Here is a 25,336-nt window from a genome sequence, read left to right on the forward strand (position 1 = left end):
CCCACCATCTATCCAACGTCGCGATTGAAGTGGTGCGCACGCTTCGCTTTGCCCACCCTACGAAATCGGTGATCAGGCCACCGCCCTTCGCCCAATAATCGCAAACCGCAATTTGCCCGAAACGAAATCGATCGCGGCGACCGCGACCAGGATCATCAGGATCAGGAACGACACTTTCTGCCATTCCAGCACGCGGATCTGCTCGGCGAGCTGGAGGCCGATGCCGCCGGCACCGACGATTCCGATGATGGTAGCCGAACGCGTGTTCGACTCGATGAAATAGAGCACTTGGCCGGCGATCACGGGCAAAACCTGCGGCAGCAGACCGAAGCGGATCTCGTGCAGCGCACTGCCGCCGGAGGCGCGGATGCCCTCGACCTGCTTCTGGTCGGCGCCCTCGATCGCCTCCGAGAACAGTTTTCCAAACGCGCCGAAATCCGACACGGCAATGGCGAGCACGCCGGCAAACGGGCCGAGCCCGACTACGTTGATCCATACCAGCGCCCAGATCAGCGTGTCGACGCCGCGGATCGAATCCAGGAAACGTCGAATCGGGAAGCGCAAAATGCTCGACGGCACGACATTACGGGCGGCAAGAAGACTGACCGGCAGTGCGAACAGCGCGGCGAGCGTCGTGCCGAGCAGCGCGATCGACAGCGTCTCGCCCAGCGCCTTCAGATAGACCGGCAGCGACGAGCCGGGATCCGGCGGGATCATCATCAGGCTGATCCAGCCGAGCTGGTTGAGGCCCGCGACGAACCGCGACGGCGAGAAGTCGAGATCGACGAGGCCGTAAATCAGGATCGCGAGCGCCGCGACGATCATCGCCGGCATGGCGAGCCGCGCCGAGGCCGGCCGGTCGAACACGTCAGGATAGCGCGCGCGAAGCGCCGCGGTATCGGTCTCCTGCGGTCCCGTCACGTCCGCGCCTCCTTGCCGAACAGGCGGCCGCGCAGCCAGCCGGTGCTGATGTCGATGATGAAGACCGTGACGATGATGGTGAGCAGGATCGCGCTGACGTCGGAGTAGTAGAACTTGCGGATGGCGACGACGAGCTCCTGGCCGATGCCACCGGCACCGACAAAGCCCATCACGGAGGCCTCGCGGACGTTGATCTCGAAACGCAGCAGCGCGTAGCTGGCATAGCCTGCCATGACCTGCGGCAGGATGGCGAAGCGCATACAGGAGAGCCAGCTTGCGCCGGTCGAGCGAACGCCTTCGACCGGCTTCATGTCGGCGTTCTCGACGATCTCCGAGAACAGCTTGCCGAGCGCGCCGGTGGAGTGAATCGCAATTGCGAGCACACCCGCCATCGGACCGAGACCGAAGGCGATCACGAAGATCAGCGCAAACACGATGCCGGGCACCGTGCGGGCGAATTCGAGCAGGCGCCGCACCGTGAAACGCAGCCAGGGCGCGGGCGAGGTGTTTTCAGCAGCGAAGAAGTTGAGGCAAAATGCAAAAACCGCGCCGATCAACGTGCCGACATAGGAGATCAGCACGGTCTCGCCCAGCATCTTCAGCCATTTGCGCCAGCCCCACAGCCACTCGCCGACATCGGTCCAGACCCGCTGTCCGTTGTCGAGTGTAAGGATGCGGTCGAAATAGCTGATGAAGTTGCCGTAATGGGTGAACAGCGTGCGCAGATTCACTTCGGCGCCGAACGCGGCCAGACACAGTGCAGCGGCGAAGATCACGGCTCCAAACAGGAGTCGGAGCCGCCTGCGCGCGACCGCCTGGCGATAGGCGGCGTTGAGCACGGCGAGCTGCTGCTCGGGAAGGATCGAAACCGCGACGGTCATCTGATCAGGAAAGGTGGTCGATCAAAGAGAAAGAGCCGGGTCCATCGACCCGGCTCCAGTGGCATCGTCCCGATACTCAGGACGCCTTCTTCTTACGCAGCGCATCGACGAACTTGATCAGCTCGATCGTGCCATCCCAATCCTTGGTGGTCGCGGGATGAAAACCCTTCTTCTGGCCGTCCTGGAGGCGATCGAAGGCCGCCTTGTCCTTGGCCGGCGCGTCGAAGAACGCCTTGGCGATGGCGGCCTTGGCCTCTTCCGGCAGGTCGGAATTGTAGGCATAGGGGCCGTTGATGATGGGCGCCGATTTGTGGATGATGCGGAAATCGTCCTTCTTCATCGCCGAGCCGTCGGCATTCTTCAGCATGCCCTTGGTCAGCATCTGCGCCAGCGTCGAATCGTCATCGCTGGTCCACTGGTTGGCGGCAACGTCGACAGTGCCCTGCGCCAGCGCCAGGATCGCGTTCTCATGGCTGCCGGTGAAGACGACCTTGCTGAAATAGGTGTCGGCATCCGCGATGCCCATCTTGTCGAGCTCGAAGCGCGGCACGTTGTTGCCGGAGGTCGAGTTCGGGTCGACCAGGCCGAGGTTCTTGCCTTTGAGCTGGTCGATGCTCTTGTAGGGGCTGCTCGTCTTGACGAAGAACACCGAGTAGTAGCCGGTCGAGCCGTCGGAATTGATGTCGTTGGCGAAGGCGTCGGTCTTGACGCCGGTCAGGCGGGCGCGGGCGAACGAGGCAGAGCCGTAGCTCGCGATGTGGATGTTGCCGGCGCGCTGGCCTTCGATCACGGCAGCGTAGTCGTTGGCGATGCGCAGCGTGACTTTCACGCCCAGTTCCTTGGAGAGATAGCTCATGAACGGCGCCCAGCGCTCGGTGACGCCCGAGGCGTTTTCCGCCGGAATGACCGCGAAGGTCAGCTCGGGATATTTGGCCTTCCAGTCTTCGGCGGACGCGGAAGCCGTGAACGCGAGCGCGGCGGCGCCGGCAAGAATCAATCTGCGAGTAATCATGATAGCCTCTTCATTGGTTGAGGTCGGTTGACGCAAAACTGGTGAGTCCTGAAGCGGCGCAGCTCAGGCGGCGGCCGCCGTTCCAAGCGCCGGAATGCCTTGTCGCACCGGTGCAGGCGTGCCGCCCATGACATCGGCGGCTTCGAGATCGTAGAGCTCGCGCGCAACGTGCTCGGTCAACTCGGCCGGCGCGCCGTCGAACACCACGCGACCCTGCGCCATGCCGATCAGCCGGTCGCAATAGCTGCGCGCCAGATCGAGCGAATGCAGGTTGCAGAGCACGGTGATGCCGAAATGCTTGTTGATGCGCAGCAGCGCATCCATCACGATCTTGGTGTTGCGCGGGTCGAGCGAGGCGATAGGCTCGTCGGCGAGAATGATGTCGGGCTGCTGCACCAGCGCGCGGGCGATCGCCACGCGCTGCTGCTGGCCGCCGGAGAGCTGATCGGCGCGCTGGGCTGCGAGCGGGGCGATATCGAACTGTTCGAGCGCGGACATCGCCAGCGCCTTGTCCTGCTCGGGCCAGGTCTGCGACAGCGAGCGCCAGGCTGGCATCGTCGCGAGCCGTCCCATCAGGACGTTGGTGAGAACATCGAGCCGGCCGACCAGGTTGAACTGCTGAAAGATCATCGCCGAGCGCGCTCGCCACTGCCGCAGCTCCTTGCCGCGCAACGCGGTGACGTCGAGGCCGTCGAACAGGATGCGACCCTGCGAAGGCGTCGCGAGACGGTTGATGGTCCGCAGCAGGGTCGACTTGCCGGCGCCGGACCGTCCGATCACGCCGACGAAACCGCCGGGAGAGACTTGAAACGAAGCGTCGTCCACCGCGGCTTTCACGCCGAAGCGACACGTCAGACCTTCAACCACCAGCATGCAGGGCTCCAGAGTAGCTGGGACCCACCGCTAACGCCGGCGCTTGACACTTGTGTGACACGGACGTTGCGGTGCGGCGATCCTACACACCTCATCCCCTGTTCATCCCCTGTCATCGCGTCGTCATGACATTGTCATCAAGCCGCTCGAAGGGAAACGCCCGCCCTCTCGTTCGGATGCAACATGGCCGCCAAAGCTCTTTCGGTCCAGCCGACCATCGATCCCTCGGCGAAGCTGCACGACACCAGGCTTGGGGCCTACACCGAGGTCGGCGCGCGCACGATGCTGCACGAAGTGACGATGGGCGAGTACTCCTATGTCGTGAACGACGCCCAGATCACCTACACCACCATCGGAAAATTCTGCTCGATCGCGGCGATGACACGGATCAATCCGGGCAATCACCCGATGAACCGCGCCACGCAGGCGCACTTCACCTATCGGTCGAGCGCCTATTTCGAAGGCGAGAGCGACGACACGGAATTCTTCGACTGGCGGCGCCAGCATCACGTCCATATCGGTCACGACGTCTGGATCGGTCACGGCGCGATCGTGCTGCCGGGTCGCAACATCGGCACCGGCGCGGTGATCGCGGCCGGCGCCATCGTCACCAAGGACGTGCCGGCCTACACCATCGTCGCCGGCAATCCGGCGCGCATCGTGCGCCGGCGGTTCTCGGAAGAGGTTGCGGGGCGGCTTGCGAGGCTCGCCTGGTGGGACTGGGATCACGACAAGTTGTGTGAAGCCCTGCCCGATTTCCGCAAGCTCGGGATTGAGGATTTCCTCACGACATACGAAGCAGGGGCACCTTCCTCTGCCAGCAAACGAAGCGCGGTCGCGTGACAGACATATTCCTCGAGGGCGGCCGGGCCCTGATCGGCTCCGAATTCGTCGAAACGTCGCTTCTCGTGTCCGGAACGGACATCGCGCAGGTCGATGGCTCTCGCAGCCGCGTACGACTTGCGATCGACGCGCGCGACCTGCTGGTGCTGCCTGGCATCGTCGATCTGCACGGTGATGCCTTCGAGCGACAGATGATGCCGCGTGCCGGGGTCGACTTCCCGATCGATGTGGCGCTCGCCGACAGCGATCGCCAGGCGATCAGCAACGGCATCACCACGGTGTTTCACGCCACGACCTGTTCGTGGGAGCCGGGCCTGCGCAGCGCCGACAATGCGCGCGGCCTGATGGAGGCGATCGAACGGCAGCGCCCGCAGTTTGCCGCCGACACCCGCTTTCACCTGCGCCACGAGACCTACAATCTCGACGCCGAGGCCGAGATCTCGCAGTGGCTCAGCGAGGGCCGCGTCGACCTGTTCGCCTTCAACGACCACATGGACGGCACGGTTGGGGACATGGCCAAGCCCCGCAAGCGCAACCGCATGGTGGAGCGCACCGGCCTCTCGGGTGAAGATTTCGACCGGCTGGTCGGACACATAATGTCCCGCGCCGCGGATGTGCCGGCTTCCGTGTCGCGACTCGCCGCGGCGGCGCGCGCCGCCGACGTGCGGATGCTCTCGCATGACGATGCGACGCCGGCGATGCGCCAGAGCTTTCGCGCGATGGGCGTGGCGATCGCGGAGTTTCCGATCAACGAGGAGACGGCGCGGGCGGCAACAAGCCACGGTGATGCCATCGTCTACGGCGCGCCAAACGTCCTGCGCGGCGGTAGCCACACCGGCTGGACCAAGGCATCCGACATGATCGCCAAAGGGCTCTGCTCGGTGCTGGCCTCGGACTACTACTATCCCGCGCAGCTGCTCGCAGCGTTCCGGCTCGCCGCCGATGGCGTGCTGCCGTTGACCGAGGCCTGGAATCTGGTCTCCGCCGCGCCTGCGCGCGCGACCGGCCTTGCCGATCGCGGCGTACTCGCTGAAGGACGGCGCGCGGACATTCTGCTGGTCGACGACCGCGTGCCGCTGCGGCCGCGGCTGATCGCCGTGATATCAGGCGGCAAGCTCGTACATCTCACCGACGCGACGCGGTTGCTTGGCATGGCAGCTGCCCCGCGCGAAGCTGTCGCCGCGGCATAAACCGGTTATGTTCGGTCCATGACAGATTTTCCCCGCTACGCGATCTACCATGCCGCCAGTGCCGACAGCGCCGTCTCGCGCTTCGGCGCCGAACTGCTCGGCTATGATGCGCATACCGGCCGAGAGCTGCCGTTCCCGGACGAGGCCCTGCGCACGGCTCCGGACTGGCGTGATGTCACCGCCGATCCCCGCAAATACGGCTTTCACGCCACGCTGAAGGCGCCGATGGCGCTGGCGTCCGACAGGCGCGAGGTCGAGCTTGTTGCGGCCTGCGCGACATTCGCCGGCAGGGCACGCGCAATTCCGGTGATCCGCCCGGTCGTCGATTCCATCAGCGGCTTCATCGCCGTCATTCCGGCGGAGCCGGTCGGCGAACTCCAGCAGCTCGCCGCCGATTGCGCGCGCGACTTCGATTCCTTCCGCGCGCCGCTGAGCGCGGAAGACCGCGCGCGGCGCAAGCCGGAGAAGCTGAGCGAACGGCAACGCGACTATCTCGACCGCTGGGGCTATCCTTACGTGATGGAGGAATTCCGCTTCCACATGACGCTGACGGGCCGGCTCGACGCGGAGCGGCGCGGGCCGATTCTGGACATGCTGCGGGGAAGGTTTGCTGCGCTCGGTCTCAAGACGCTTGCGATCGATCGCGTCGCGCTGTTCAAGCAGGATGACGCCAAAGCTCGCTTCCGCATCATCGGCGAGTGGGCCTTGACGCAGTAAGCGTCAGTGCCAGCTCGCGAGATTGAAGCCGAGCGCCACAACGCCAACCAGAATGAGGCTGGTCGCCCAGATTACATCCAGATTGAACCAGCTTCGCGAGACGAATCTCAATCCCAGATGGCGGTAGACCAGCCATGCCAGGCATCCGCCGGCGCTGACCATGGCGGCAACGTGCACCAAAGACACCAGCACCGCCATCCCGAGACTCGCCTTCATCAGCGCGCCAGCGGCCTCATGGCCGGCATCGAGTTCGAAGGCCTGGCAGAGCCCGAGATAGATCGGCACGAGCATCAAGGCGGCGCCATGAGCAATGGCAACGGCAAATGACCAGAGCGCCAATTGCGTCGGCGGAATCCGTGCCAGCGCGCGCGGATGGCGCCGCTCGACCAGCCGATAGACGCCGAAGCCGATGACGAGAAGGCTCGCGCCGAGCTGGATCGAACGCTGCCACTCGGCCAGCACGAGAAGGAACGCGAATGGCAGCAGCACGAGAAGCGTTGCCAGGAGATGCCCGGCCGCCAGAGCCCACAAAGCACGAAAGAGCGCGCGCGGGCTCTTGTCCATGAGCCCGGCCGAAACGGCGAGCGGCCAGCCCATTCCCGGATTGACCCCGTGATAGAGACCGCTCGCAACAAGAGCGAGCCACAGCCAGCCGAGGCTCGCGTGTGCCCAATCTAGGCCGACGGGTAGCAAAAGGAGTCCGTCGAACAATCACCGCCCTCCAGCCTGATCTGGTGCGCACGATATCCGTCGGGGAAGCTCACGAAGTAGTTCTTGTCGAGCTCAAGGCCGCCATTGCGACCGACATTGGCCATGACTTCCACACCCGGAACGCCATCGGGATAGAACTGGTCATCCCAGGTGGAATAGAGCGAATTGGTCCAGTACACCCGCCTGCCGTCGCGGCTGATCTCGACCATCTGCGGGCCGGCCGCAAATGCCTTGCCGTTCGGATGACGGGTGCGGCGCGCGATGCCGCCGATGTGAACCGAGCCCGCAAGCTTCGGCTTTCGCGGATTACTCACGTCGTACTGGCGCATCTCACCCGTGCCCCAGCACGAGACGTAGAGAAAACGATCATCCATCGACAGGTCGATGTCGGTCACCAGCGGCGGCACGGCGCCAAAGCCCTGAAGCAGCGGCGGGAGCTTCTCCTTTGGCGCAGGCTCGGACGGGATCGTCGCCGTCTTCTCCGCATGGAATTTTCCGCCTTCGCGCCACCAAGTCCAGATCGAGGCTTCGAGATTCGTGGTGTCGACCACAACGCCTACGAAGCCGTATTCGCGAACCGGATCGTGCGCCGGCCGTACCTCCAGCGCCATCTGATGATTGGCGCCGAGGTCGATGGTCTGCACGTTGCGACGGGCGCGAAGATCCCAAAAGTGGAGACGATGGCCATATTTGTTCGCCAGCAGATCTTCCGCGACGATTCCGTTCTCGAACTGCGGCGGCAACGCCCATTCACTCGTCACCATGTAGTCGCGCGGCAGGTTCCACCAGAAATCATAGTGCAGCGTCTGCGGACCGCGGTCGATCTCCCATCGTCCAAGGACCTCGAACGTCTCGCAATCCATGATGAAGACGCCTGGAGGCCCGTTGGTGCCGTCCTTGCCGCCGCCGCCGAGCGTGCTCACATAGACGCCGTCCGGCCCGCAATGGATGGTATGCGGCCGCGAATAGCCGGTCTTTTTGAAAACTTCCTCGGGCTCGATGATTTTATGGATTTTGGCTTTGGTCGGATCGGGCTTGGTATCGATGATGTAGATCCGCGACGAGCGCAGCCCGGGGATGATGAGATAGCGCCGCTCGATGAAGGCATGCCCAGTGAGCGGCGACAAGGCGGAGGAGCAGGCATTCCAGCCGAAGTGATGAAACTCATCGCCCTTGTTGGGCATCGTCACGGTGTGGACGATCTGGCCGTAGGTCGGCGATCCCGGCTTGACGTCGATGACCGCGAGAGCATCCGGTTTTGAGAAATCCGGACTGAGCAGCAACGTGTAGGCAAAGTTCTCCGCAGGAGCTTCCATCGCAAGCTTGGGCGATGCGTGAAAGGTGGGATCCGGCCTCATCGTCATGGCACTGCCTCCCTGTCTCGTTGGTTCGCACCAACCTGGTTCGGAATAGCGGCATAATGAAGAGTTGTTGCGCGATGTCTTGATATGCTCCGCGGGCCTGGTTGGCGAGCGAACAATATGTCATCGCCGGGCTGCGCGAAACCGCCCGAACCGCGTTAATTCGACGCTTTCAGCCGGCGGGATCAGGCCAGGGCGCGCACCTCACAGCGCGCCTCACACTCAGTGTCGTCCCGGCCTAGTGCGCAATCGCGCACGGGAGGCGGAACACATAACCTTCGGGCGCGCTTGTCCAGGACGCCGGCAGAGGCTACTTCCCCCACCGCAGCGCCAGCGCATCCCGTTCTTTCGCGAGCTCCAGCAGCCCGGCCCGCGTCGCCGGGTGCAGCGGCTGGAGCGGATGCCGCACCGTGTCCGACTTGATCACGCCGCCGGCCTGCATCATCGCCTTGCAGGCGATCAGGCCGCATTGGCGGTTTTCGTAGTTGATCAGCGGCAGCCAGCGTTCGTAGGAGGCCTTCGCCTCTTCACGCTTGCCGGCGAAGTAGGGATCGACAATCTGGCGGATGCCGTCGGGATAGCCGCCGCCGGTCATCGCGCCGGTGGCGCCTGCATCGAGATCGGCGAGCAGCGTGATCGCTTCCTCGCCGTCCCAGGGACCTTCGATATCGCTGCCGCCCGCCTCGATCAGGCTACGCAGCTTTGCAGCCGCGCCCGGCACCTCGATCTTGAAATAGCGGATGTTGGAGAAGTCGCGCGCCAGCCGCGCGAGCAGCTCGACCGACAGCGGCGTGCCGGCGACGGGCGCATCCTGGATCATGATCGGAATCTTGATTGCGCCCGACAGCACCTTGAAGAATTCGACCACGCCTTTCTCGGGCACGCGGAAGGTCGCGCCGTGATAGGGCGGCATGACCATCACCATGGCGGCACCGGCCGCCTCGGCCTGCTGGCTCCGCGCGGCGCAGACGGCCGAGCTGAAATGCGTGGTGGTGACGATCACGGGAACCCGGCCCGCGACATGCTCCAGCACTGCATGCATCACGGTCTCGCGCTCGGCGTCCGTGAGCACGAACTGCTCGGAAAAATTGGCGAGAATGCACAGACCGTTCGAGCCTGCGTCGATCATGAAATCGATGCAGCGGCGCTGTCCCTCGAGGTCGAGCTCGCCGCGCTCGTCGAAGATGGTGGGCGCGACCGGGAACACGCCGCGATAGGGGCGCTGGGCCTTGTGTTGAGGCGTGACCGGCATCGAACTCTCCATCCCTGATATCTCTTACATCTGCCGCGACGCTCGCGCAGCGTCACAGATGTACCCGCCGCGCGCATCGGCGGCAATGCCGATCGCGCGACGTAGGGACGGAAGATTGTCGAAGCTATGCGGTCCTCACCGCGCCCAAAAAGCCCTCGACCGCGACGCGGAGACGATCGGCATCGGCGGACATTTTCGTCACGGACACCGACAGGACCGAACCGGCATTGCCTGTCTCCTGGTTGAGCCTGGCGACGCTGCCGATGGTGTCGGTGACCTCGCGGGTTCCCTGCGCGGCCTGCTGGAAGTTGCGGGAGATCTCGGTGGTGGCCGCGCGCTGCTGTTCGACGGCGGCGGCGATCGCCGTCATCTTCTCGTCGATGCCGCTGATCGCGCCGCCGATCGCGCGGATGGCAGTGACCGCCTGGCCCGTCGCGCCCTGGATCTCCGCGACCTGGCGGGAGATCTCTTCCGTCGCCGTCGCCGTCTGCGAGGCGAGGCTCTTGACCTCGCCGGCAACCACGGCGAAGCCGCGGCCGGCCTCGCCCGCGCGCGCGGCTTCGATGGTGGCGTTCAACGCCAGGAGATTGGTCTGCCCTGCGATGGCGTTGATCATCTTCACGACCTCGCCGATGCGGCCAGCGGTCTGATCGAGGATCTCGACCGTCGCATTGGTCTGCGCTGCCTGCGACACGGCCTCGCGGGCCTCGCGGGCGCTGGCCTGCACCTGCGCGGAGATCTCGCCGACGGACGCCGAGAGTTCTTCGGTCGCGGCCGCGATGGTCTCGAGATTGTTGGTGGCCTGTTCGGCGGAGGACGAGACCGCCGCGGTCTGGCTGCTCGATTCCGTAACCAGCGAGCGCACGTCGGTCGCGGTGGCATCGAGTTCCTTCGTCGAGGCCGCAACGCTGTGAATGACGGCTTGCACGGTGTCGTCGAAACTGCGGCAAGCCGCATCGACGGTGCCGGAGCGGGCGAGCTGGAGCGCCTGCTGCGCTTCGCGCTCCCGGCCCAGGCGTTCCGCGGTCGCCGCGCTCTCGCGCAGGCTTTCGAGTGCGGCCGCCATGGTGCCGAACTCGTCGGGATACCTGGATTGCGGGACGGGCGTTGCGTAGTCGCGGGCGCTGATCTTGGCGATGGCGTCCACAATGGCGCGCACCGGGCGCATGAGGCGGTTGCGGACCACGTACACGCCGGCCAGGGTCACGGCCAGCGCGAGCAGGAACGCGAGCGACTGTACGACGAGATTGGTGAGCGCCTTGGCCTGCACCGTTTCCGCCCGGACGATCGACTGGTCGAGCGCCTTGTTCGCCACCGCGACGATGGACGCGAAGGGTGACTGACACAGCGTATTCCATTCCGCGGCGGGCATCGCGGGCTTGCCGCTGCCGTCAAAATTTTTCGTGAGGTCGCCGATCTGCTTGAGGGCACCGTCGGTCGTGGCCTTTGCGTCCGTCGCTGCCGTCACCAGCTCTGCCGCCACGTCCGGCGCAGCCAGCAACTCGGCCATGCCCGCCCAGCCGGAGGCGATCGTGCCATCCCATTGCGCCACTGACCGCTTCTGAGCGTCATCGAGCGGCTTGCTGGCGTTGACGTTGGAGCGAAGGGACGAACAATGGATTCCATAACGATCGCGCACCTGCCAGGCGAAGCGCCGAACCTGGATCATGCGGGCGATGAAGGGGTCGTTCATCCAGGCACGGTTCGAGACCGCGGTGGAGGCGAGATTGGCCGTGTCGATCACCTTGGTGACGGCATCATACCAGGAGTTGGTGCGCTCGATCTTGCGCTCCGCGCGCGGGCGCTTGGCTTCATCGTAGAACAGCTGGAATTGCGGCGAGGCGGCGCTCCAGCCCTGCTTCAATGTGCCAGCGAGTTCGTCGCGGCGGGCGAAATCGACGGTGGCGAGCGCAGCGCCAATCGCGTCGTAACCTCCCTGCTCAGCCTTTTCCACCTCGCCGAGTTTTGCCCGCGGGTCGTCCTCGCCGAGGATTGCGCTCTGCGCATCGCCGCGATTGTGGCGCAGCGCCAGCACGCCCTGGAAGATCGCCTTGTCGGCGGCGGCGAGCCGCGCGGTCTCCAGGCTGTCGCTATAGCGGCCGAACGCCCCAACCATCTGGATCGCCGTAGAGGCCAGCGCACCCGCGGCCAGCAGGGCCATCAAGGTCAGGAGAAGCGAACTTACCGATTTCTTAAACATTGCCATGGTTGTCGGGGGCCTGGTGTCGGGGGCCTATTCTTCGGGCACCACCTTGCCCCGCGACATGCCAATGTTCCGTTAAGGTTTTAATCGAATGGGCGTGAGTTTCCGGCCCAAGGAGCCCCGGCCCCGGCCATCACGCAACCTTGGTGAAATCCGGCGGGCGGCGTTCCGCGAACGCCGTGAAGGCCTCGCGCGCCTCGGCGGTGCGCAGGCGCAGTCCGAACTGCTCGCCTTCGGCATTCATCTGCGCGACCAGCGCCTCGCCATTGCGCATCAGCTTCTTGGTGGCGGTGAGCGCGCCGGCCGGCTGACGGGCAAGACGCTGCGCCAGCGCGAGCGCCTCGGCATCGAGCTTGTCGAGCGGCACCACGCGGTTGGCGAGCCCCCATTCCAGCGCGGATTTGGCCGGCACCGTCTCGCCCAGCGCGAACATCTCGTAGGCCCGCGCGTAGCCGATGCGCGCCGGCATCAGCAGACTGGAGGCGGCTTCCGGCACCAGCGCAAGGCTGACGAAGGGAGTCGACAATTGCGCGTTGTCGGCGAGTACGACGAGGTCGCAATGCAGCAGCATCGTGGCGCCGACGCCGACGGCGCGGCCCTGCACCGCGGCAACCAAGGGCCGGGTGCAGCGCGCCAGCGACTGGATGAAGCGCACGACGTTGCGGCTTCCTTCCGACTTGCCCGCTGCGACCGCCGCGAATTCGCCGACGTCGTTGCCGGCAGTGAACATGTCGCCTTCGCCGCGGATCAGGATCACGCGGGCCAACGCATCGGACTCGGCGGACTCGATGGCATCGGCAAGCTTGCCGTACATCGCATCCGTCAGCGCGTTCTTCTTGTCGGGTCGCGCCAGCGTGAGCGTAAGAATTCCGCCGTCGTTCTCGATCCGGACGTGCTCGGTCATGGGTCTCTCCTCTATTCCTCTGGATCTCTCAAAGGCTCTGTTGGAAGTTCTCTTGGAAACTTGTCCTGAATGCTGGTCAGCCAGCGCGCGATGGTATCGATCTCCGCACTGGTGAATCCGTCCGTCAAGGCAGCGTTGACCTGTGCCGCGTTGGCCTTTGCCTGTGCGAGCGCTGCACGGCCCTTCGGCGTCAGCCAGATACGCCAGGCGCGCCCGTCCTCGCGATCGGCCCGTCGCTCGATCAATCTTGCAGCCGCCGTGCGATCGACGAGGCCGGAGATGCCGGCCGGCCCCAGATCGAGCGCCGTGCCCGCCTCGCCCATCAGGACGCCGTCCCGCTTGCCGAGGATGAACAGGAGTCCTGCCTGCGCCGGCGTGACCTCGGTCGAAGGCTGCGTCGCCATCCAGCGCTGCAAGCGCCGCTGCGCAACGCTCAACAGGTAGATCAGCCGATGATGCCCCGCGCCGGCTGCTTTATTTCGCATGCGAAATAGATAGTCGAAGCGGTTCAGATTGTCAAAGAGCGGCGGCTAGGTCGATGTGCCGCGGCAGTCGTCGAGGAACAGGGCCGCACCGGCGCACCAGGACCTCAGCCACCAATCGCAATTAGTCGCCGCCGCCCCGCTTGACGGTCGCTTCTTTTTGTGTTCCCTGTTCGTTCTATTCAATCATAGATTGTCCCGGAGGTCTTTCGTGATGAACAGTGTGCGTGGCGAGAACCAGCCGACCCAGCTCGTAATTCATAATGACGATGATACGCCGGACCAATTCGTGATGGATCTGCTTCGGCAGGTCTTCGGCAAATCAGACCGTGAAGCGACCGCGCTGATCACCCAGATCGAGCAGAAGGAAAAGGCGGTTTGCGGACCTTACCCTCAATCCGTCGCCGAAGCCCTTTTCAAATCTGCGCAACAATCCATCGGCCTGGCCGGCCATCGACTGCAGGTCACGCTTGAGGCGGTCAAAACTCCTTGCGAACTCTGCGGGAAGCCTGAGGGACAGATGGACGTGCGTATCGGCGACCGCACGGTCTGGCTGTGCAGCGACTGCATGCGTGCGGCGGATGAGCCCTCGAACGAACAAGAGGAAGATTTCGACTTTGCTTGCGACGTTCTCGATTGGCACCTTGCCAGCACCGCGCGCAGCAAACTCGTGACCACGATCCGCCAATTTCCCGGCCACATGCGGGTCGATCTCCAGGCCGCAGTCGACCGGCTCTTCGGCAAGGCCATCCGGCTGGTGGGATTGAACGAGGAGCAGCGCTACGAAACGCTGTCGATTCCACGGCTGCTCAAGGAGGGCCGCTATGCGATCGCGATTGCCCCGCTGCAATATTCCGACGTCGACGTAGGCGAGAAGAGCCCGGTCAAGTGTCTGGATAACGGACTATGGCTGTGTGAGCAGGATCATCTCCGCTATGCGGTTTTGCTCTGCGCACACCGCGAATACAGTCGCGAGCCCGAATTCGAATCGAGATCCTGGTGCCTTCAGGTTCCGCAGGCGCGGCTCTGGTCCAGCAATGCTTCAGTGAATTGGAAGAAGCCGTACAGGCTGCGCGGACCTATCGCGGCAAGATCCTGTCGCTCGATGCGGACTCCGACTATCGCGGTCGCTCGCGCGGCATCACGGTGCATCGCTTGCCGCAGGTGTCGCGCGACGAGGTGATCCTGCCGGAGCAGACCCTGCGGCTGCTCGATCGCAACGTTCTGACCTTCGTCAACACCCGAGACCAATTGCGCCGGTTGGGCCAATCGACCCGCAAAGGCATCTTGCTGTACGGCCCGCCGGGCACCGGCAAGACCCACACGATCCGCTATCTCGCAACGCATTTGCCCGGGCATACGACGCTGATCATCACGGCCGAACAGATCGGTCTGCTCGGCGCCTATATGAGCCTGGCACGGCTGCTCCAGCCGTCGATGGTGGTGATCGAGGATGTCGATCTCATCGCCCGTGACCGCGATGACATGGGGCCGTGTGAGGAATCCATGCTGAACAAGCTGCTCAACGAGATGGACGGGCTGAAGGAAGATGCCGACATCCTGTTCGTCCTGACCACCAACCGGCCGGAGGACCTCGAAGGTGCTCTCGCGGGTCGCCCCGGCCGCATCGACCAAGCCATCGAAGTGCCGCTACCCAACGAGACCGGCCGCGGCAAGCTGGTCCGGCTCTACGGCAAGGGACTGCCGCTCGACGAGGCGGTCATCGCAGAGGCTGCCCGGCGTAGCGACGGCACGAGTTGCGCCTTCATCAAGGAGCTGATGCGGCGGCTGGCGCAAGGAAGCATTGCGCGGGACGGCGGCAACACCGTGGTCTCCGCCGATATCGACGAAGCCCTCGACGACATGCTGTTCTCCGGCGGCCGGCTTAACGCGCAGCTGCTCGGCGGCGCGCAGGCAATGGCCACCGGGTGACGCTTCCTCCGACGTGGCGCGCCTGTTACGGCGCGCAGGTGAAGCTCGACGCCTCCGTCACCGGACCGCTCTTGTAGTGCGGCCAGGCCGGCCAGCGGCACAGCGGCAGCGCGCGAAGCGTCGCAAACGACGGCGCCTCGACCTTCTGCTCGGCGACTTCCAAATCGCCGGGCGCCTTGCCCTTTTCGACCCAGTCGACCAGCGCGCTCAGCATGTCGACATTGGCCGGCGCGCCGGAGCCGACATGGTCGACGCCGGGCGCGGCGTAGAGCCGCGCGAACTCGGCCGTCTCGGCCTTGCCGAGCTTGCGTTCGACGTTCTCGAAATAGCGGATGCCGGCATAAGGGCTCTGCGCATAGTCCGCCATATGTTCGAGCATGATCAGCCGGCCACCGCGAGCGCGGAAGCGGCTGAGATCGGGGTCGGTGGAATCCATCAGACTGGAGACCTCGAGCAGCCGCGCCTTGTGCTGTTCCGGCTTATACGTCGTCACGTCGAGCTTGGGATCGCGCGCGAACACATATTGGATGCCGCCGGCTCCGTAGATCCAGGCGATGCCGTTATTGGGCGCGGGTGGCTGCGCCGGGGGCGCCGTGCCGAGCCACCACGCGACCCAGCCGCCGGTCGGGCCAACCGCCGGCGTGTCCTCGCCCGACACGCCCCAGCCCGGATAGTCGTCGAGGCCATTGGCAAGCGCGAACGGGAATTTGTAGGTCGCATGCAGGGTCTCGATTGCCTTGATCTGTGCGTCGGTGAGGCACTGATCGCCGGTCTTGCCGCTCGCGCAACGCAGCGTCTCCGCCTTGAACGCCGCCTTGCAGGATACAGGATCCTGCACCAGCGCGTCATCGGAGCCATCGGCCTTGTCGCAAGCCGCGCGCACGGCATCGCCCACAAGCTTCACCTGCGCCGGGTTGATCCAGCCGTCACCCATGGTCACGAGCCCGGAACGCGTGCCGGCATGCTGAAGGCCGACCCAGTTGATGACAGGCACGCGGGCAAAGATGCCGTCGAAATCGTCAGGATAGCGCTGTGCCATGGTGAGGCCTTCGCGGCCGCCTTCGGACGAACCCATGAAGTACATCTTCTCAGGTCTCTTGCCGTAGGCGCGCTGCATCAGCGTGACGGCGGCATCGCGCACCTTCTTGTAGGCGCGATGGGCGAAATTCTCGAAGGCTTCGTCGTTGAGCGCGAACAGCTGCGGCGGTTCGCCCGGCTTGGACTCATGACCGGAATCGGTGCCGTAGGTGACGAAGCCGCGCGCGAGCGGCGACGGCTTGTCGAAGGGATAGGCCGGCGGCAGCGTCAGGCCCGTGATCAGCACGCCGTTGAATCCGCCGCCGCCATATTGCAGCGAGCGGCCGTTCCATTCGACGGGCAGATTGACCTGAAATTTGATCGGCGGCGCCTTGGGATCGCTGGGATCGATATGGCCGAGCAGCTTGCAGAAGCCGGGATTGGCGGGCGTGACGCGCTGCGACGGCGTCGGGCCGCGTTCGGCGACGGCAAGCTGCGACGGCGCCAGCAACGTCGCCGAATCGATCTTCACGGCGTCGATGCCGCCGACGAGGCCCTTGCAGACGGTGTCCGCATCCTCGGCCAGCGTCGCCGCTGAAGCCGAATTCGCGCCGAGCACGCCCGCTGCGCCCACCAGCAATGCGCACAGTGTCACATGGATTTGCGCCATCGTTTCCCCCTGAGTTCCTGTTCGTTCCGCCAGAAGGCCGCATTCAAGGCGCCTGCGGCCGGTCGTCAATGCAGTGCTAGTGCTCAAACACCAGCCGCGCGCCGACGGTCCCCTCGAGGCTGCGGATCTGCTGCAGCAGCGCGCCTGAATCCTGGCCGCCGAGGTCGGCATCGAGCACGACGTAACCGAGGTCGCCCGAGGTCTCCAGATACTGCGCGGCGATGTTGATGTCGCGCTGGAGGAAGACCTCGTTGAGCCGGCGCAGCATGCCGGGCACGTTGCGATGGACGTGGCTGAAGCGCGCGCCGGAGGGACGCAGATGCAACTGCACCTCCGGAAAATTCACCGCCCCCGTGGTCGAGCCGGTGATGAAAAAATCGACCAGCTTGCGCGCCACCTCGCCGCCGATGCGCTCCTGCGCCTCCTCGGTCGAGCCGCCGATATGCGGCGTGAGGATGACATTGCCGAGGCCCTGCACCGGGCTCTTGAAGCGGTCCGAATTCGAGGACGGCTCGACCGGAAACACGTCGATGGCGGCACCCGCGAGATGACCGTCGCGCAGAGCCCCCGCCAGCGCATCGAGATCGACGACGGTGCCGCGGCTGTTGTTGATCAGAAGGGAGCCGGGCTTCATCGCCCGCAGCTCCTTCTCACCGATCATCCCAGCGGTCTCCGGCGTCTCCGGCACGTGCAGGCTGACGACGTCGCTCTGCGCCAGCAGCTCTTCCAGCTTTTCGACCGGCTCAGTGTTGCCGTGGCGGAGCTTGTCGGTACGGTCGAAATAGATCACGCGCATGCCGATCGCTTCGGCCAGCGTCGAGAGCTGCGAGCCGATGTTGCCGTAGCCGATGATGCCAAGGGTGCGGCCGCGCACTTCGCGGCTGCCGGTCGCCGACTTGTCCCAGCCGCCCTCATGGGCCGACACCGAGCGCGGGAAGATGCGCCGCAGCAGCATCACGATCTCGCCGATCACGAGCTCGGCGACGCTCCGCGTGTTCGAGAACGGCGCGTTGAACACCGGAATGCCGCGCTTGCGCGCCGCCAGCAGATCGACCTGGTTGGTACCGACGCTGAAGCAGCCGACGGCGAGAAGCTGGTCGGCTGCTTCCAGCACCTCATCGGTGATCTGGGTGCGCGAGCGAATGCCGAGCAGCGACACGCCCTTAAGCGCCCGCCGCAAATCCTCGCCGTCCAGCGCCTTGGTCAGGCGCTCGACATTGGTGAAACCCGCCGTTCTGAACAGGTCCACGGCGCTGTCGTTGACGCCTTCGAGCAGCAGCGCCTTCGCGCTCCGCTCAGGGCTTTGGCCTGGGACTGGCATGAAATCTCCGTGGGTCACAGCTTTGCCGCAGCTCATAGACCGCGGGGGATGCGCAGCACAATAGGGTTCGGATACGGGGAGAAGATGGCGGAGCGGTCGTCAGATCACATAAAACCCGTGCGTTCCGTCAAGCCGCAACTGATCGACCAGACCATACTCCCAGTCGAGATAGGCCTGCATCGCGCGCTCGTCGACGCCGGTGCCTTCATAGGGGCGGCGGTAACGGTGGGCGGGGTCGGGCTTGGGCAGGACGTGCGGCGGACCGATTTCGAGGGCGCCGTCATAGCCACCTTCCTGTACATAGACCTCCCAACCCATCTGCGCGAGCCAGGACGCCGTCATGTCGGCGCGGACGCCCCTGTCGTCGGTCAGCACGATGCGCGCGCCGCGCACTGGTGCTGCCATATCGGTCTCCTGGACGAGCTGGCCGCCAGGATAGTGGCGAAACCCCGGGAGATGACCTGCGGCATATTCCTCGGCGTCACGCACGTCGAAGCGATGGAGCGTGCGATCGGTCTGCGCGACAAGCGCAGCCATCTCGCTCGCGCCGATATGCCGGACACCGGCGCGATAGGCGACGTCGCGCGCATTGGCCCGGCCGCCCGCGAACGATCCGATCGCGCCACGCCGGTCGGCACCATGATCAAGCGTATGCCGCGCCAGCGTCCAACCGATGGTGCCGTTGCGCAGCGCCCGAACCTTGTTCGGCACGCCAGCATTGATCAGCGATTGGGTGCCGATGATCGAGCGGGTGCGGCCGGCGCAATTGACGATGATGGTGGTGTCGGCATCGGGTGCCGCCTGCCCTGCCCGCAGCACCAGCTCCGCGCCGGGCACGCTGACCGAGCCCGGAATGTTCATGGTGGCATATTCGTCGAAGCGGCGAACGTCGAGGATGGCGATGTTGGCCTTGTCCGCGATGAGTTTTGCCACCTCGTCGGCACTGAACGACGGCGTATGCCTGCGCGATTCGACCAGCTCGCCAAAGGCTTTTGAGTAGGAGTTGACGTCCTCGAACACCTGATAGCCCGCGTCGCGCCAGGCCTTCAGCCCGCCATCGAGCGCGCGGACGTTGGTATAGCCGAGCGCGGCCAGCCGCTCGGTGCCGGCAGTGACCAATCCCTCGCCGTCGTCATAGAGCACGATCGGCACATTTTTGCGCGGCAGCCTGACCTCGGCTTCGATCTCGATCCGATCGGCGGCCAAATTGGCGGCGAACAATGGATGTCCCGTCGCGAAACCAGCCTCGTGCCTGAGATCGAGCAGCGCGATCTCCTCGCGAAGCAGCAGCGCGCGGCGAATGTCGGCGGGGGTGACGGTGGTGAGCTTCATGGGGTAGGCAACCTTAGGAGACTTGAACGGGACTGGTTCTTGAATGATTGCCGTCCGGTTGGCCAGCCCGATCCGGGGCATGGCCCCGCCCGGCGGCGCGCCCGCCCTGGCCCCTCGCTGAAAAATCGTTTCGTATGCCGCGCTTGGGGGCTAGAGTTTCCAAATCGTCTGGGGGGCGCAATATGAAAATGTTGAAATTCCTGGTGATATTTCTGGCGCTTCCGGGCGTCGCCATGGCCGCGCTCACCAATGCCGAACGCAAATCGCAATTCGAGCGGGCAATGGCCTCGATCATGGCCGCAGCGACGCCGGCCGTACACCCAACGCTTCGCGACACGCTGATCAAGGACTATCTCGCCTGCAAACCCAACAAGGGACAGGCCGTGGAGCTCATCCGCGCAAGCTATTTTCGCTCCTGCGAGCATGAAGACCCGTCTGTCACCGGCGACCGCTCGCTCGAAGCGTGTCAGCTCCGCTACGGCAAGCCATGCGCCCTGCTGGCCGTCAACGAGGAAATCGTCGCCGAAGGCGAGCTCGCGTCGAGAGACATGCCGCGGCTGCACTATGCAGGCAAGTACGACTTGTCGCAGATTCCGATCATCCGGCGGATCACGCGACAGCGCCCTGACGTGCAGAACTACGACAAGGCCATGGAGCCCAAGGCGATCGCGATCCATCCCTGGGGCAAACTATTCATCTCGGCAGGGGATCCCAGCCTGAAAGACGCCCAGACCTCCGCGTTGGCGAAATGCAACAGCGATCCCGCGCGGAACGGCCGAGATGGCGGCTGCTTCGTCTACGCCATCAACAACGACATCGTCATTGACGAACGGCGCATGCAGGCGAAGTGACATGAGGGCGGCAGGTCAGCCGGGCGACCCCAAGCCGTGTCGAAGCAGTTCGTCCGTTCACTCGCCCGGCACGAGCCGGCCGAGCCGCGGCTGCACAGGGCGCCGCATCCTGCGGCGCGACAGATAGAGCAGGACGCCGGTGACCGCGAACAGCGGCATCAGCGCAGCCGCGACCATGAACGCGAGCTTGCCGGGCCAACCCAGAATCGCACCGCGGTGGATGTCGAGCACATTCGCGATGATCTTCTCGCCGAACGTCTTGTCGGCGTAGCGTTCCGCAGAGACCAACTGACCGGTCACGGCGTCGATGCGGAGTTCGTCGCGGGTAGTATCGAGGGTGGAGTCTTTCCCCCAGGAGCGGATCCGTATCACCGTGCCCGGACCGGCGGGCAGCGTCAGTAACGCCTTGGAGAAGCGGCTGCCCTCTTCGTGCAGGAAGGCGGCCCACGCGCGATCAAAGCCGATCGGCGGCGCCGTCTCGCCGGCGCCGGTGGCACGCGACGCCTTTGTGGGCATCTTGGGCTGCATCTTAGCGGCGGCGACTTGCGGCCGCGACAGCAACCAGACGACGCCATCCTTGTACCAGTCGAACGAGTACCAGAGCCCGGTGAGCGTCATCACCAGATAGACCGGCAGGACCCAGGTGCCGATCACCGCATGCAGCGACCGATGCAGCCCGCGCCCGCTGAGCCGGACATTGGGCTTCAGCCACATCTTCACGCTGCCTGCACGCCGCGGCCAGCGCAGCACGAGGCCCGAGATGAGCATCACGATCAAGCCGAGCGCGGCCACGCCCGTGATCTGACGCCCCCAGCCCTTGGCGTCGCCGGGAATCAACAGCCAGCGATGCAGCTTGCGCACGGTCGCGAAAAACTCTTCGCCGCGCGGTGCGCCCAACACGCGCGCGTCATAGGGATCGACATAGAGCGAGGACGGCCGCGCGCCTCGTTCGTCGCGGGCGAAGCGCACATGCACCGCGGCGGACGGATCACTTGCTAGCGTCACGGCGGAGACCTTGCCGACATCCTGCGCCGCAGTCAGGCGCGCAACCAGTTCGTCCGGCATCAGCGCCGCTGCCTGGCGCGGCGCGACCTGCATGATGCCGCGGTTCAGATAGTCGCCGATCTCGTCCTCGAAACTCATGATCGCACCGGTCAGCGCGATCACAGCGAGTAGCAGCGCGAGCGCGAGGCCCGCGATGGAATGGACCTGAAGCAGAACGGCCTTGATCGCGCGCCAGCACTCATGCATCGGCGCCGGCCCTTCTGGTCTGCACGACCGGGAAATCGGCTTCCTCGCGCCACACCGTCATCGCTAGAACTTCACCGTCGCCGACAGGGATATCCTGCGCGCGTCGCCGATCGCGACGTTCAGAGCGTTTCCGGTGGTGGACGTATAGTAGACCTTGTCGAACAGGTTCTTGACGTTGAATTGATAGGTCACCGGCAGATTGTCGATCTTGGTGTCGTAAGTCGCAAAGATGTCCGCGACGGTATAGGCCGGCAGGAAGAACGTGTTGAGGGAGTCGCCCGGTCGGTCACCGACATAGTGCGCGCCGCCGCCGAGCCGCAGACGTCCGGGCAGCGCATCGCCGAAATCATAGACGAGATAGAGCGAAGCCGTGTTCATGGCGGCGTTCAGGAGCTTGGCGTTACCGACAGCGGGATCATTGATCAGCCGGGCATCGGTATACCCATAACTTCCGATCAGGCTCCATTGATCAGTCAGTTTGCCGGTCACGTCCAATTCGACGCCGCGCGACTTGGCCGCGCCAGAGGCGCGCGCCGCCGACTTGCCTCCGCCGATGTCATCCAGCACCAGGACATTCTTCTTCTGGATGTCGTAGACGGCCAGGGTGCCCGACAGCCGCTTGTTGACATCGAACTTCAGACCGGTTTCCCATTGCGTTCCTTCTTCGGGCGCGATGGTGGAGTCGACGACAAAGCCGGAGGTGAACGCTGCGATGACCGATGTCGGCTTCAACGACTGCGTATAGCTCACGTAGTAGGAGAGCTGATCGTTCAGCTTGAAGATGACGCCGCCGAGCGGCAGCACCTTGTCACCCGCCAAATTAGTGTTTGTGATGAAGTTCGGCCGGCCTTTTCCGGCGAGCTGCTCGTATTCCATCCAGCGCACGCCTCCGACCACGGACAGCCAGTTGGTCAGATGGAAGGTGTCCTGAGCGAAGAAGCCGCGGGTGCCGAGCTTGTCAGTCTGTTCGCTGTCCGTTGGCGAAACAGCCGTGCCCGGCGAGATCAGTCCGTAGACCGGGTTGTAGAAATTGAACCTCGGGGTCGCCTGACGGATCAAGTCGTGGCGATCGATCGTGCGATACAGCGCCTCGCCACCGAACAGGATCTCGTTGCGGAAGCCGCCCACCCAGACGTCACCCTGTAAATAGGAGGTGCCGTAACTGGCGTTGCTCAGCGAGTTCTGGGTGCCGTCATTGCTGCGGGTCTCCACACCGCTCTTGGCGTTGACGCCGGTGATGCGAAGCTGATTGGCGCTATATGTTTCGGTGTTGTAGCTATAGGCCGCCGTGACCTTCCAATTGTCGTCGAGCTTCTGCTCAACCGAGGCCTGCACCAGGTCGGAGGTGCCCCACATGTTGTTGAAGGGCTCGTCGAGCCGGCGCGTCTTCGGGATCGCCAGCGGAGCGCCGTTGACGAACGCGGTGCCGCGGTCGAACGGAGTGATGAATTCGCGGTGCTCGTAGGTTAGCTGGACCGTCGTGGTGTCGCCGTACCAGGCGAGCGACGGGTTGACCAGCATTTCCCTGTGGCGGCCGAAATTGCGCCAATAGTCCTCGCTGACGCCGTAGCCGATGAAACGATAGGCGAGACCGCCGTCGCCGATCGGACCGGTGATGTCGAGCGTGCCGTCAGCGCCGCTGCGGTTGTTCGCGAAGGTCGAGCCGAGCAGCGTGACCGAGCCGTGCTGATAGAGCTCCGGACGCTTGCTGATGGTGTTGACGATGCCGCCGGGATCCATGATGCCGTAAAGCAGCGAGGCCGGCCCCTTCAGCACCTCGACGCTGTCGACGGCTGCATTCAGGCTGCGCCCCTGCACCAGGGGCATGCCGTTGCGCATGATCGAGCCGTCGCGGTTGTCGCCGAATCCGCGACGGATCACGGCGTCCTGGGTGCCGGCGAGCGTGTTGGTCTGGGTGATGCCGGAGATATTGACGAGCGCATCGTCGATGTTGCGCGGAAGCTGGTCCTTCAACACTTGCGCAGGGACGACGTTGACGGCCTGCGAGGTGTCGAGCGGCGAGGCGCCGCTGCGCAACGTGGTTGCGCTCGGCATCGCGCGGTAGCCGAGCTTGGCGGCCTGTTGCGCGGCGGCTTCCGCGGCGGCGCGCTCCGAGAGCGTCGGCGCTGCGGGTGCTGGATTGTGATTGCGCTGGCGCGCGGCGGTTTGCGTGCGGCGCGGAGACTGGTCCGATGCACGCGCCGCTTTCGGCCGCGGAGCCCGCGCTTCCACCGTCACCGGCGGAAGTGCGGATTGGGCCTGCGCGGTCGCCGAGCTGGAGAGAAATTCGGCGAGCAGCACGGCCGCTCCAATGAGAAGACCCGCGCGGCTCTCGCCGGCAAGCGTTCGACGGCCGCTGACGCGCTGGCCGTCCAGATAGACACGCACTTTCGATTCACTTCCAAGTCAGACGCAGAAGCTGGCGCGTCTAACAGCCGCTGTTCGTGAAGAGAACCGCAAGCGAACTTGAATCGCTCTAGTGTTGAAGGGTTCTAGATTCCGATCCCGCTGTTCGGCAATCTTCGATTGATTGCGCAGCGAGCGCGACACGCAGCGCGCGAATTTGCGGCAACGTGTCGCGGTTTTGCGCGATCTCACGCGATGGCGGGAGCCGTCAGCTCGTCGAGCTTCCGCTTGAGCACGGTGCCGTCGGATAAGGCCCGGAGCGGCGGCCGCACACGCAGCCAGCTCGCATCGCCCGTCTGTGCCGCGAGGATGGCTTTCAGCGTCGTGAGGAAGGATGGCGATTTCACCACGATGTCCACGGCAGCCTGCATGCGTGCTTCGACATCCTTGCCGTCGATCATGGCCTTGACCAGCTCCGGCGCGATGTTGGCCATGCCGCAGATGGTGCCGGCGCCGCCGGCGGCGATCGCGCGGGTGATGTCAACCTCGTTGCCGACGGTGATGGCGAGCTCAGGAGCGGCGGCGCGGAACGCCTGGAACTGCTTGAAGTCGCCGCTGGAGTCTTTCAGGCCTGCAACGACCTTGCCGTGGCGCTTGCGCAGATTCGCGGCGACGCTCGTCGGGACCGCGACACCCGAGATCTGCGGGATATGATAGAGGTAGGCGCGCAGGCGATCGTCGGCGACGCCGTCGAGGATCGCCGCAAAGGCATCCTCGATGCCTTCAGCGGTGACGCTGCGGTCGAAGTAAGGCGGCAGATACAGCACGTGACGCAGACCGAGTCCGAGCACGGCACGCGTCAATGCGATGCTGTCGCTGATTGCGGGGAAGCCGCCGCCGATTCCAATTCGGTCCGGCGCGACGCCGGCCTTGAGCACGGCCTCGATGGTCGCGACCCGTTCGGCGACATTGAAGGAGGTGCCCTCGCCGGTGGTGCCGAACAGCACGACACCGTCGACGCCCTTGCCGAAGAGTTGCTTGGCGTGGGCCGCGAGCTTGGCGGAGTCCACGCTGCCGTCGGCGGCAAGCGGCGTCGCCGACGCCACCCAGAACCCGCGAATTGCCTCCGTCATCACACCATCCGTTGCTGTGGCTTCGGACCAGGCCTCTGATCTCGGACGATCGAACCAGGGGCTTGGCAAGCCTTGTTTTTGCTTTACTTTCCACCTTGTACCTTACATACAAGAAAGGCGCAAATCCTTTCCA

22 protein-coding genes are annotated in these 25,336 nt (G+C 64.7%); 6 read left to right on the forward strand and 16 right to left on the reverse strand.

Going from position 1 to position 25,336, the window contains the following annotated elements; all coding sequences use genetic code 11:
• Positions 1–72: 72 nt before the first annotated feature.
• The 4 genes from phnE (ABIB80_RS01520) to phnC form a co-directional block, all read right to left on the reverse strand.
• Positions 73–921 (reverse strand): phosphonate ABC transporter, permease protein PhnE, encoded by an 849-nt coding sequence (phnE, locus tag ABIB80_RS01520; RefSeq protein WP_473367338.1) that lies wholly within the window; start codon positions 919–921, stop codon positions 73–75.
• Positions 918–1,802 (reverse strand): phosphonate ABC transporter, permease protein PhnE, encoded by an 885-nt coding sequence (gene phnE / locus ABIB80_RS01525; RefSeq protein WP_354126932.1) that lies wholly within the window; start codon positions 1,800–1,802, stop codon positions 918–920. Before phnE (ABIB80_RS01525) ends, phnE (ABIB80_RS01520) begins: the two co-directional genes overlap by 4 nt.
• 76 nt (positions 1,803–1,878) lie before the next feature.
• On the reverse strand, positions 1,879–2,814 hold the full coding sequence (gene phnD / locus ABIB80_RS01530; RefSeq protein ID WP_007597622.1) for a phosphonate ABC transporter substrate-binding protein: 936 nt from the start codon (positions 2,812–2,814) through the stop codon (positions 1,879–1,881).
• Positions 2,815–2,877: 63 nt separating this feature from the next.
• Complete coding sequence (phnC, locus tag ABIB80_RS01535; protein ID WP_007597623.1) at positions 2,878–3,687, reverse strand: phosphonate ABC transporter ATP-binding protein; 810 nt, start codon at positions 3,685–3,687, stop codon at positions 2,878–2,880.
• A 183-nt stretch (positions 3,688–3,870) separates the two neighbouring features.
• On the opposite strand from phnC, the gene ABIB80_RS01540 reads away from it, so the two are divergent.
• The 3 genes from ABIB80_RS01540 to ABIB80_RS01550 are packed head-to-tail and all read left to right on the forward strand — an operon-like array spanning position 3,871 to position 6,437.
• Positions 3,871–4,530: an LbetaH domain-containing protein gene (locus ABIB80_RS01540; protein ID WP_354126933.1), complete on the forward strand. Its 660-nt coding sequence runs from the start codon at positions 3,871–3,873 to the stop codon at positions 4,528–4,530.
• Complete coding sequence (locus ABIB80_RS01545; RefSeq protein ID WP_354126934.1) at positions 4,527–5,720, forward strand: alpha-D-ribose 1-methylphosphonate 5-triphosphate diphosphatase; 1,194 nt, start codon at positions 4,527–4,529, stop codon at positions 5,718–5,720. The genes ABIB80_RS01540 and ABIB80_RS01545 overlap by 4 nt, the downstream gene beginning before the upstream one ends.
• Before the next feature lie 18 nt (positions 5,721–5,738).
• Complete coding sequence (locus tag ABIB80_RS01550) at positions 5,739–6,437, forward strand: DUF1045 domain-containing protein (RefSeq protein ID WP_007597626.1); 699 nt, start codon at positions 5,739–5,741, stop codon at positions 6,435–6,437.
• Between the two features lie 3 nt (positions 6,438–6,440).
• Here the strand turns inward: ABIB80_RS01550 and ABIB80_RS01555 are convergent, their stop codons facing one another.
• The 6 genes from ABIB80_RS01555 to ABIB80_RS01580 form a co-directional block, all read right to left on the reverse strand.
• Complete coding sequence (locus tag ABIB80_RS01555; protein ID WP_088941049.1) at positions 6,441–7,034, reverse strand: hypothetical protein; 594 nt, start codon at positions 7,032–7,034, stop codon at positions 6,441–6,443.
• 77 nt (positions 7,035–7,111) lie between these two features.
• A complete protein-coding gene (locus ABIB80_RS01560; RefSeq protein WP_354126935.1) occupies positions 7,112–8,512 on the reverse strand; it encodes a selenium-binding protein SBP56-related protein in 1,401 nt (466 codons plus the stop codon).
• A 307-nt stretch (positions 8,513–8,819) separates the two neighbouring features.
• Positions 8,820–9,761 (reverse strand): dihydrodipicolinate synthase family protein, encoded by a 942-nt coding sequence (locus ABIB80_RS01565; protein ID WP_007597629.1) that lies wholly within the window; start codon positions 9,759–9,761, stop codon positions 8,820–8,822.
• Positions 9,762–9,885: 124 nt separating this feature from the next.
• Positions 9,886–11,967 carry a methyl-accepting chemotaxis protein gene (locus ABIB80_RS01570; protein WP_007597630.1) on the reverse strand — a complete coding sequence of 694 codons (2,082 nt, stop codon included), beginning with the start codon at positions 11,965–11,967 and terminating at the stop codon, positions 9,886–9,888.
• A gap of 130 nt (positions 11,968–12,097) precedes the next feature.
• The gene (locus ABIB80_RS01575) at positions 12,098–12,868 is read right to left on the reverse strand and encodes an enoyl-CoA hydratase (protein WP_354126936.1); all 771 of its coding nucleotides are present in this window, start codon (positions 12,866–12,868) and stop codon (positions 12,098–12,100) included.
• An 11-nt stretch (positions 12,869–12,879) separates the two neighbouring features.
• A complete protein-coding gene (locus ABIB80_RS01580; RefSeq protein ID WP_354126937.1) occupies positions 12,880–13,353 on the reverse strand; it encodes a MarR family winged helix-turn-helix transcriptional regulator in 474 nt (157 codons plus the stop codon).
• 220 nt (positions 13,354–13,573) lie between these two features.
• Between ABIB80_RS01580 and ABIB80_RS01585 the strand changes: the two genes are divergently transcribed.
• Positions 13,574–14,533, forward strand: a complete 960-nt coding sequence (locus ABIB80_RS01585; RefSeq protein WP_354126938.1) for an ATP-dependent Clp protease adaptor ClpS — start codon at positions 13,574–13,576, stop codon at positions 14,531–14,533.
• Positions 14,515–15,282: an AAA family ATPase gene (locus tag ABIB80_RS01590; protein ID WP_354127103.1), complete on the forward strand. Its 768-nt coding sequence runs from the start codon at positions 14,515–14,517 to the stop codon at positions 15,280–15,282. The genes ABIB80_RS01585 and ABIB80_RS01590 overlap by 19 nt, the downstream gene beginning before the upstream one ends.
• A gap of 25 nt (positions 15,283–15,307) precedes the next feature.
• Here ABIB80_RS01590 and ABIB80_RS01595 read toward each other — a convergent pair whose 3' ends face one another.
• The 3 genes from ABIB80_RS01595 to ABIB80_RS01605 form a co-directional block, all read right to left on the reverse strand.
• A complete protein-coding gene (locus ABIB80_RS01595) occupies positions 15,308–16,969 on the reverse strand; it encodes a tannase/feruloyl esterase family alpha/beta hydrolase (RefSeq protein ID WP_354126939.1) in 1,662 nt (553 codons plus the stop codon).
• 76 nt (positions 16,970–17,045) lie between these two features.
• A complete protein-coding gene (gene serA, locus ABIB80_RS01600; RefSeq protein ID WP_007597639.1) occupies positions 17,046–18,290 on the reverse strand; it encodes a phosphoglycerate dehydrogenase in 1,245 nt (414 codons plus the stop codon).
• 99 nt (positions 18,291–18,389) lie between these two features.
• Positions 18,390–19,622, reverse strand: coding sequence for a rhodanese-like domain-containing protein (locus ABIB80_RS01605; protein WP_354126940.1), 1,233 nt, complete (start codon positions 19,620–19,622; stop codon positions 18,390–18,392).
• A gap of 182 nt (positions 19,623–19,804) precedes the next feature.
• Between ABIB80_RS01605 and ABIB80_RS01610 the strand changes: the two genes are divergently transcribed.
• Positions 19,805–20,473 carry a hypothetical protein gene (locus ABIB80_RS01610; RefSeq protein WP_219682492.1) on the forward strand — a complete coding sequence of 223 codons (669 nt, stop codon included), beginning with the start codon at positions 19,805–19,807 and terminating at the stop codon, positions 20,471–20,473.
• Between the two features lie 57 nt (positions 20,474–20,530).
• On the opposite strand, the gene ABIB80_RS01615 is transcribed toward ABIB80_RS01610, so the two are convergent.
• The 3 genes from ABIB80_RS01615 to ABIB80_RS01625 all read right to left on the reverse strand — a co-directional run bounded on the left by ABIB80_RS01615 (position 20,531) and on the right by ABIB80_RS01625 (position 25,203).
• Positions 20,531–21,724 carry a PepSY-associated TM helix domain-containing protein gene (locus tag ABIB80_RS01615; protein WP_354126941.1) on the reverse strand — a complete coding sequence of 398 codons (1,194 nt, stop codon included), beginning with the start codon at positions 21,722–21,724 and terminating at the stop codon, positions 20,531–20,533.
• A 63-nt stretch (positions 21,725–21,787) separates the two neighbouring features.
• On the reverse strand, positions 21,788–24,112 hold the full coding sequence (locus tag ABIB80_RS01620) for a TonB-dependent siderophore receptor (RefSeq protein ID WP_354126942.1): 2,325 nt from the start codon (positions 24,110–24,112) through the stop codon (positions 21,788–21,790).
• 206 nt (positions 24,113–24,318) lie between these two features.
• On the reverse strand, positions 24,319–25,203 hold the full coding sequence (locus ABIB80_RS01625; protein WP_354126943.1) for a dihydrodipicolinate synthase family protein: 885 nt from the start codon (positions 25,201–25,203) through the stop codon (positions 24,319–24,321).
• Positions 25,204–25,336 lie beyond the last annotated feature (133 nt).

This window comes from Bradyrhizobium sp. i1.15.2, from assembly GCF_040548425.1.
GTDB lineage: Bacteria > Pseudomonadota > Alphaproteobacteria > Rhizobiales > Xanthobacteraceae > Bradyrhizobium > Bradyrhizobium canariense.

Coding starts and splice junctions, on each gene's coding strand:
- phnE (WP_354126932.1), bottom strand. CDS start 1,802: ATGACCGTCGCGGTTTCGATCCTTCCCGAGCAGCAGCTCGCCGTGCTC.
- phnD (WP_007597622.1), bottom strand. CDS start 2,814: ATGATTACTCGCAGATTGATTCTTGCCGGCGCCGCCGCGCTCGCGTTC.
- phnC (WP_007597623.1), bottom strand. CDS start 3,687: ATGCTGGTGGTTGAAGGTCTGACGTGTCGCTTCGGCGTGAAAGCCGCG.
- ABIB80_RS01540 (WP_354126933.1), top strand. CDS start 3,871: ATGGCCGCCAAAGCTCTTTCGGTCCAGCCGACCATCGATCCCTCGGCG.
- ABIB80_RS01550 (WP_007597626.1), top strand. CDS start 5,739: ATGACAGATTTTCCCCGCTACGCGATCTACCATGCCGCCAGTGCCGAC.
- ABIB80_RS01555 (WP_088941049.1), bottom strand. CDS start 7,034: ATGGGCTGGCCGCTCGCCGTTTCGGCCGGGCTCATGGACAAGAGCCCG.
- ABIB80_RS01560 (WP_354126935.1), bottom strand. CDS start 8,512: ATGACGATGAGGCCGGATCCCACCTTTCACGCATCGCCCAAGCTTGCG.
- ABIB80_RS01565 (WP_007597629.1), bottom strand. CDS start 9,761: ATGCCGGTCACGCCTCAACACAAGGCCCAGCGCCCCTATCGCGGCGTG.
- ABIB80_RS01570 (WP_007597630.1), bottom strand. CDS start 11,967: ATGGCAATGTTTAAGAAATCGGTAAGTTCGCTTCTCCTGACCTTGATG.
- ABIB80_RS01575 (WP_354126936.1), bottom strand. CDS start 12,868: ATGACCGAGCACGTCCGGATCGAGAACGACGGCGGAATTCTTACGCTC.
- ABIB80_RS01580 (WP_354126937.1), bottom strand. CDS start 13,353: ATGCGAAATAAAGCAGCCGGCGCGGGGCATCATCGGCTGATCTACCTG.
- ABIB80_RS01595 (WP_354126939.1), bottom strand. CDS start 16,969: ATGGCGCAAATCCATGTGACACTGTGCGCATTGCTGGTGGGCGCAGCG.
- serA (WP_007597639.1), bottom strand. CDS start 18,290: ATGCCAGTCCCAGGCCAAAGCCCTGAGCGGAGCGCGAAGGCGCTGCTG.
- ABIB80_RS01605 (WP_354126940.1), bottom strand. CDS start 19,622: ATGAAGCTCACCACCGTCACCCCCGCCGACATTCGCCGCGCGCTGCTG.
- ABIB80_RS01610 (WP_219682492.1), top strand. CDS start 19,805: ATGAAAATGTTGAAATTCCTGGTGATATTTCTGGCGCTTCCGGGCGTC.
- ABIB80_RS01615 (WP_354126941.1), bottom strand. CDS start 21,724: ATGCATGAGTGCTGGCGCGCGATCAAGGCCGTTCTGCTTCAGGTCCAT.
- ABIB80_RS01625 (WP_354126943.1), bottom strand. CDS start 25,203: ATGACGGAGGCAATTCGCGGGTTCTGGGTGGCGTCGGCGACGCCGCTT.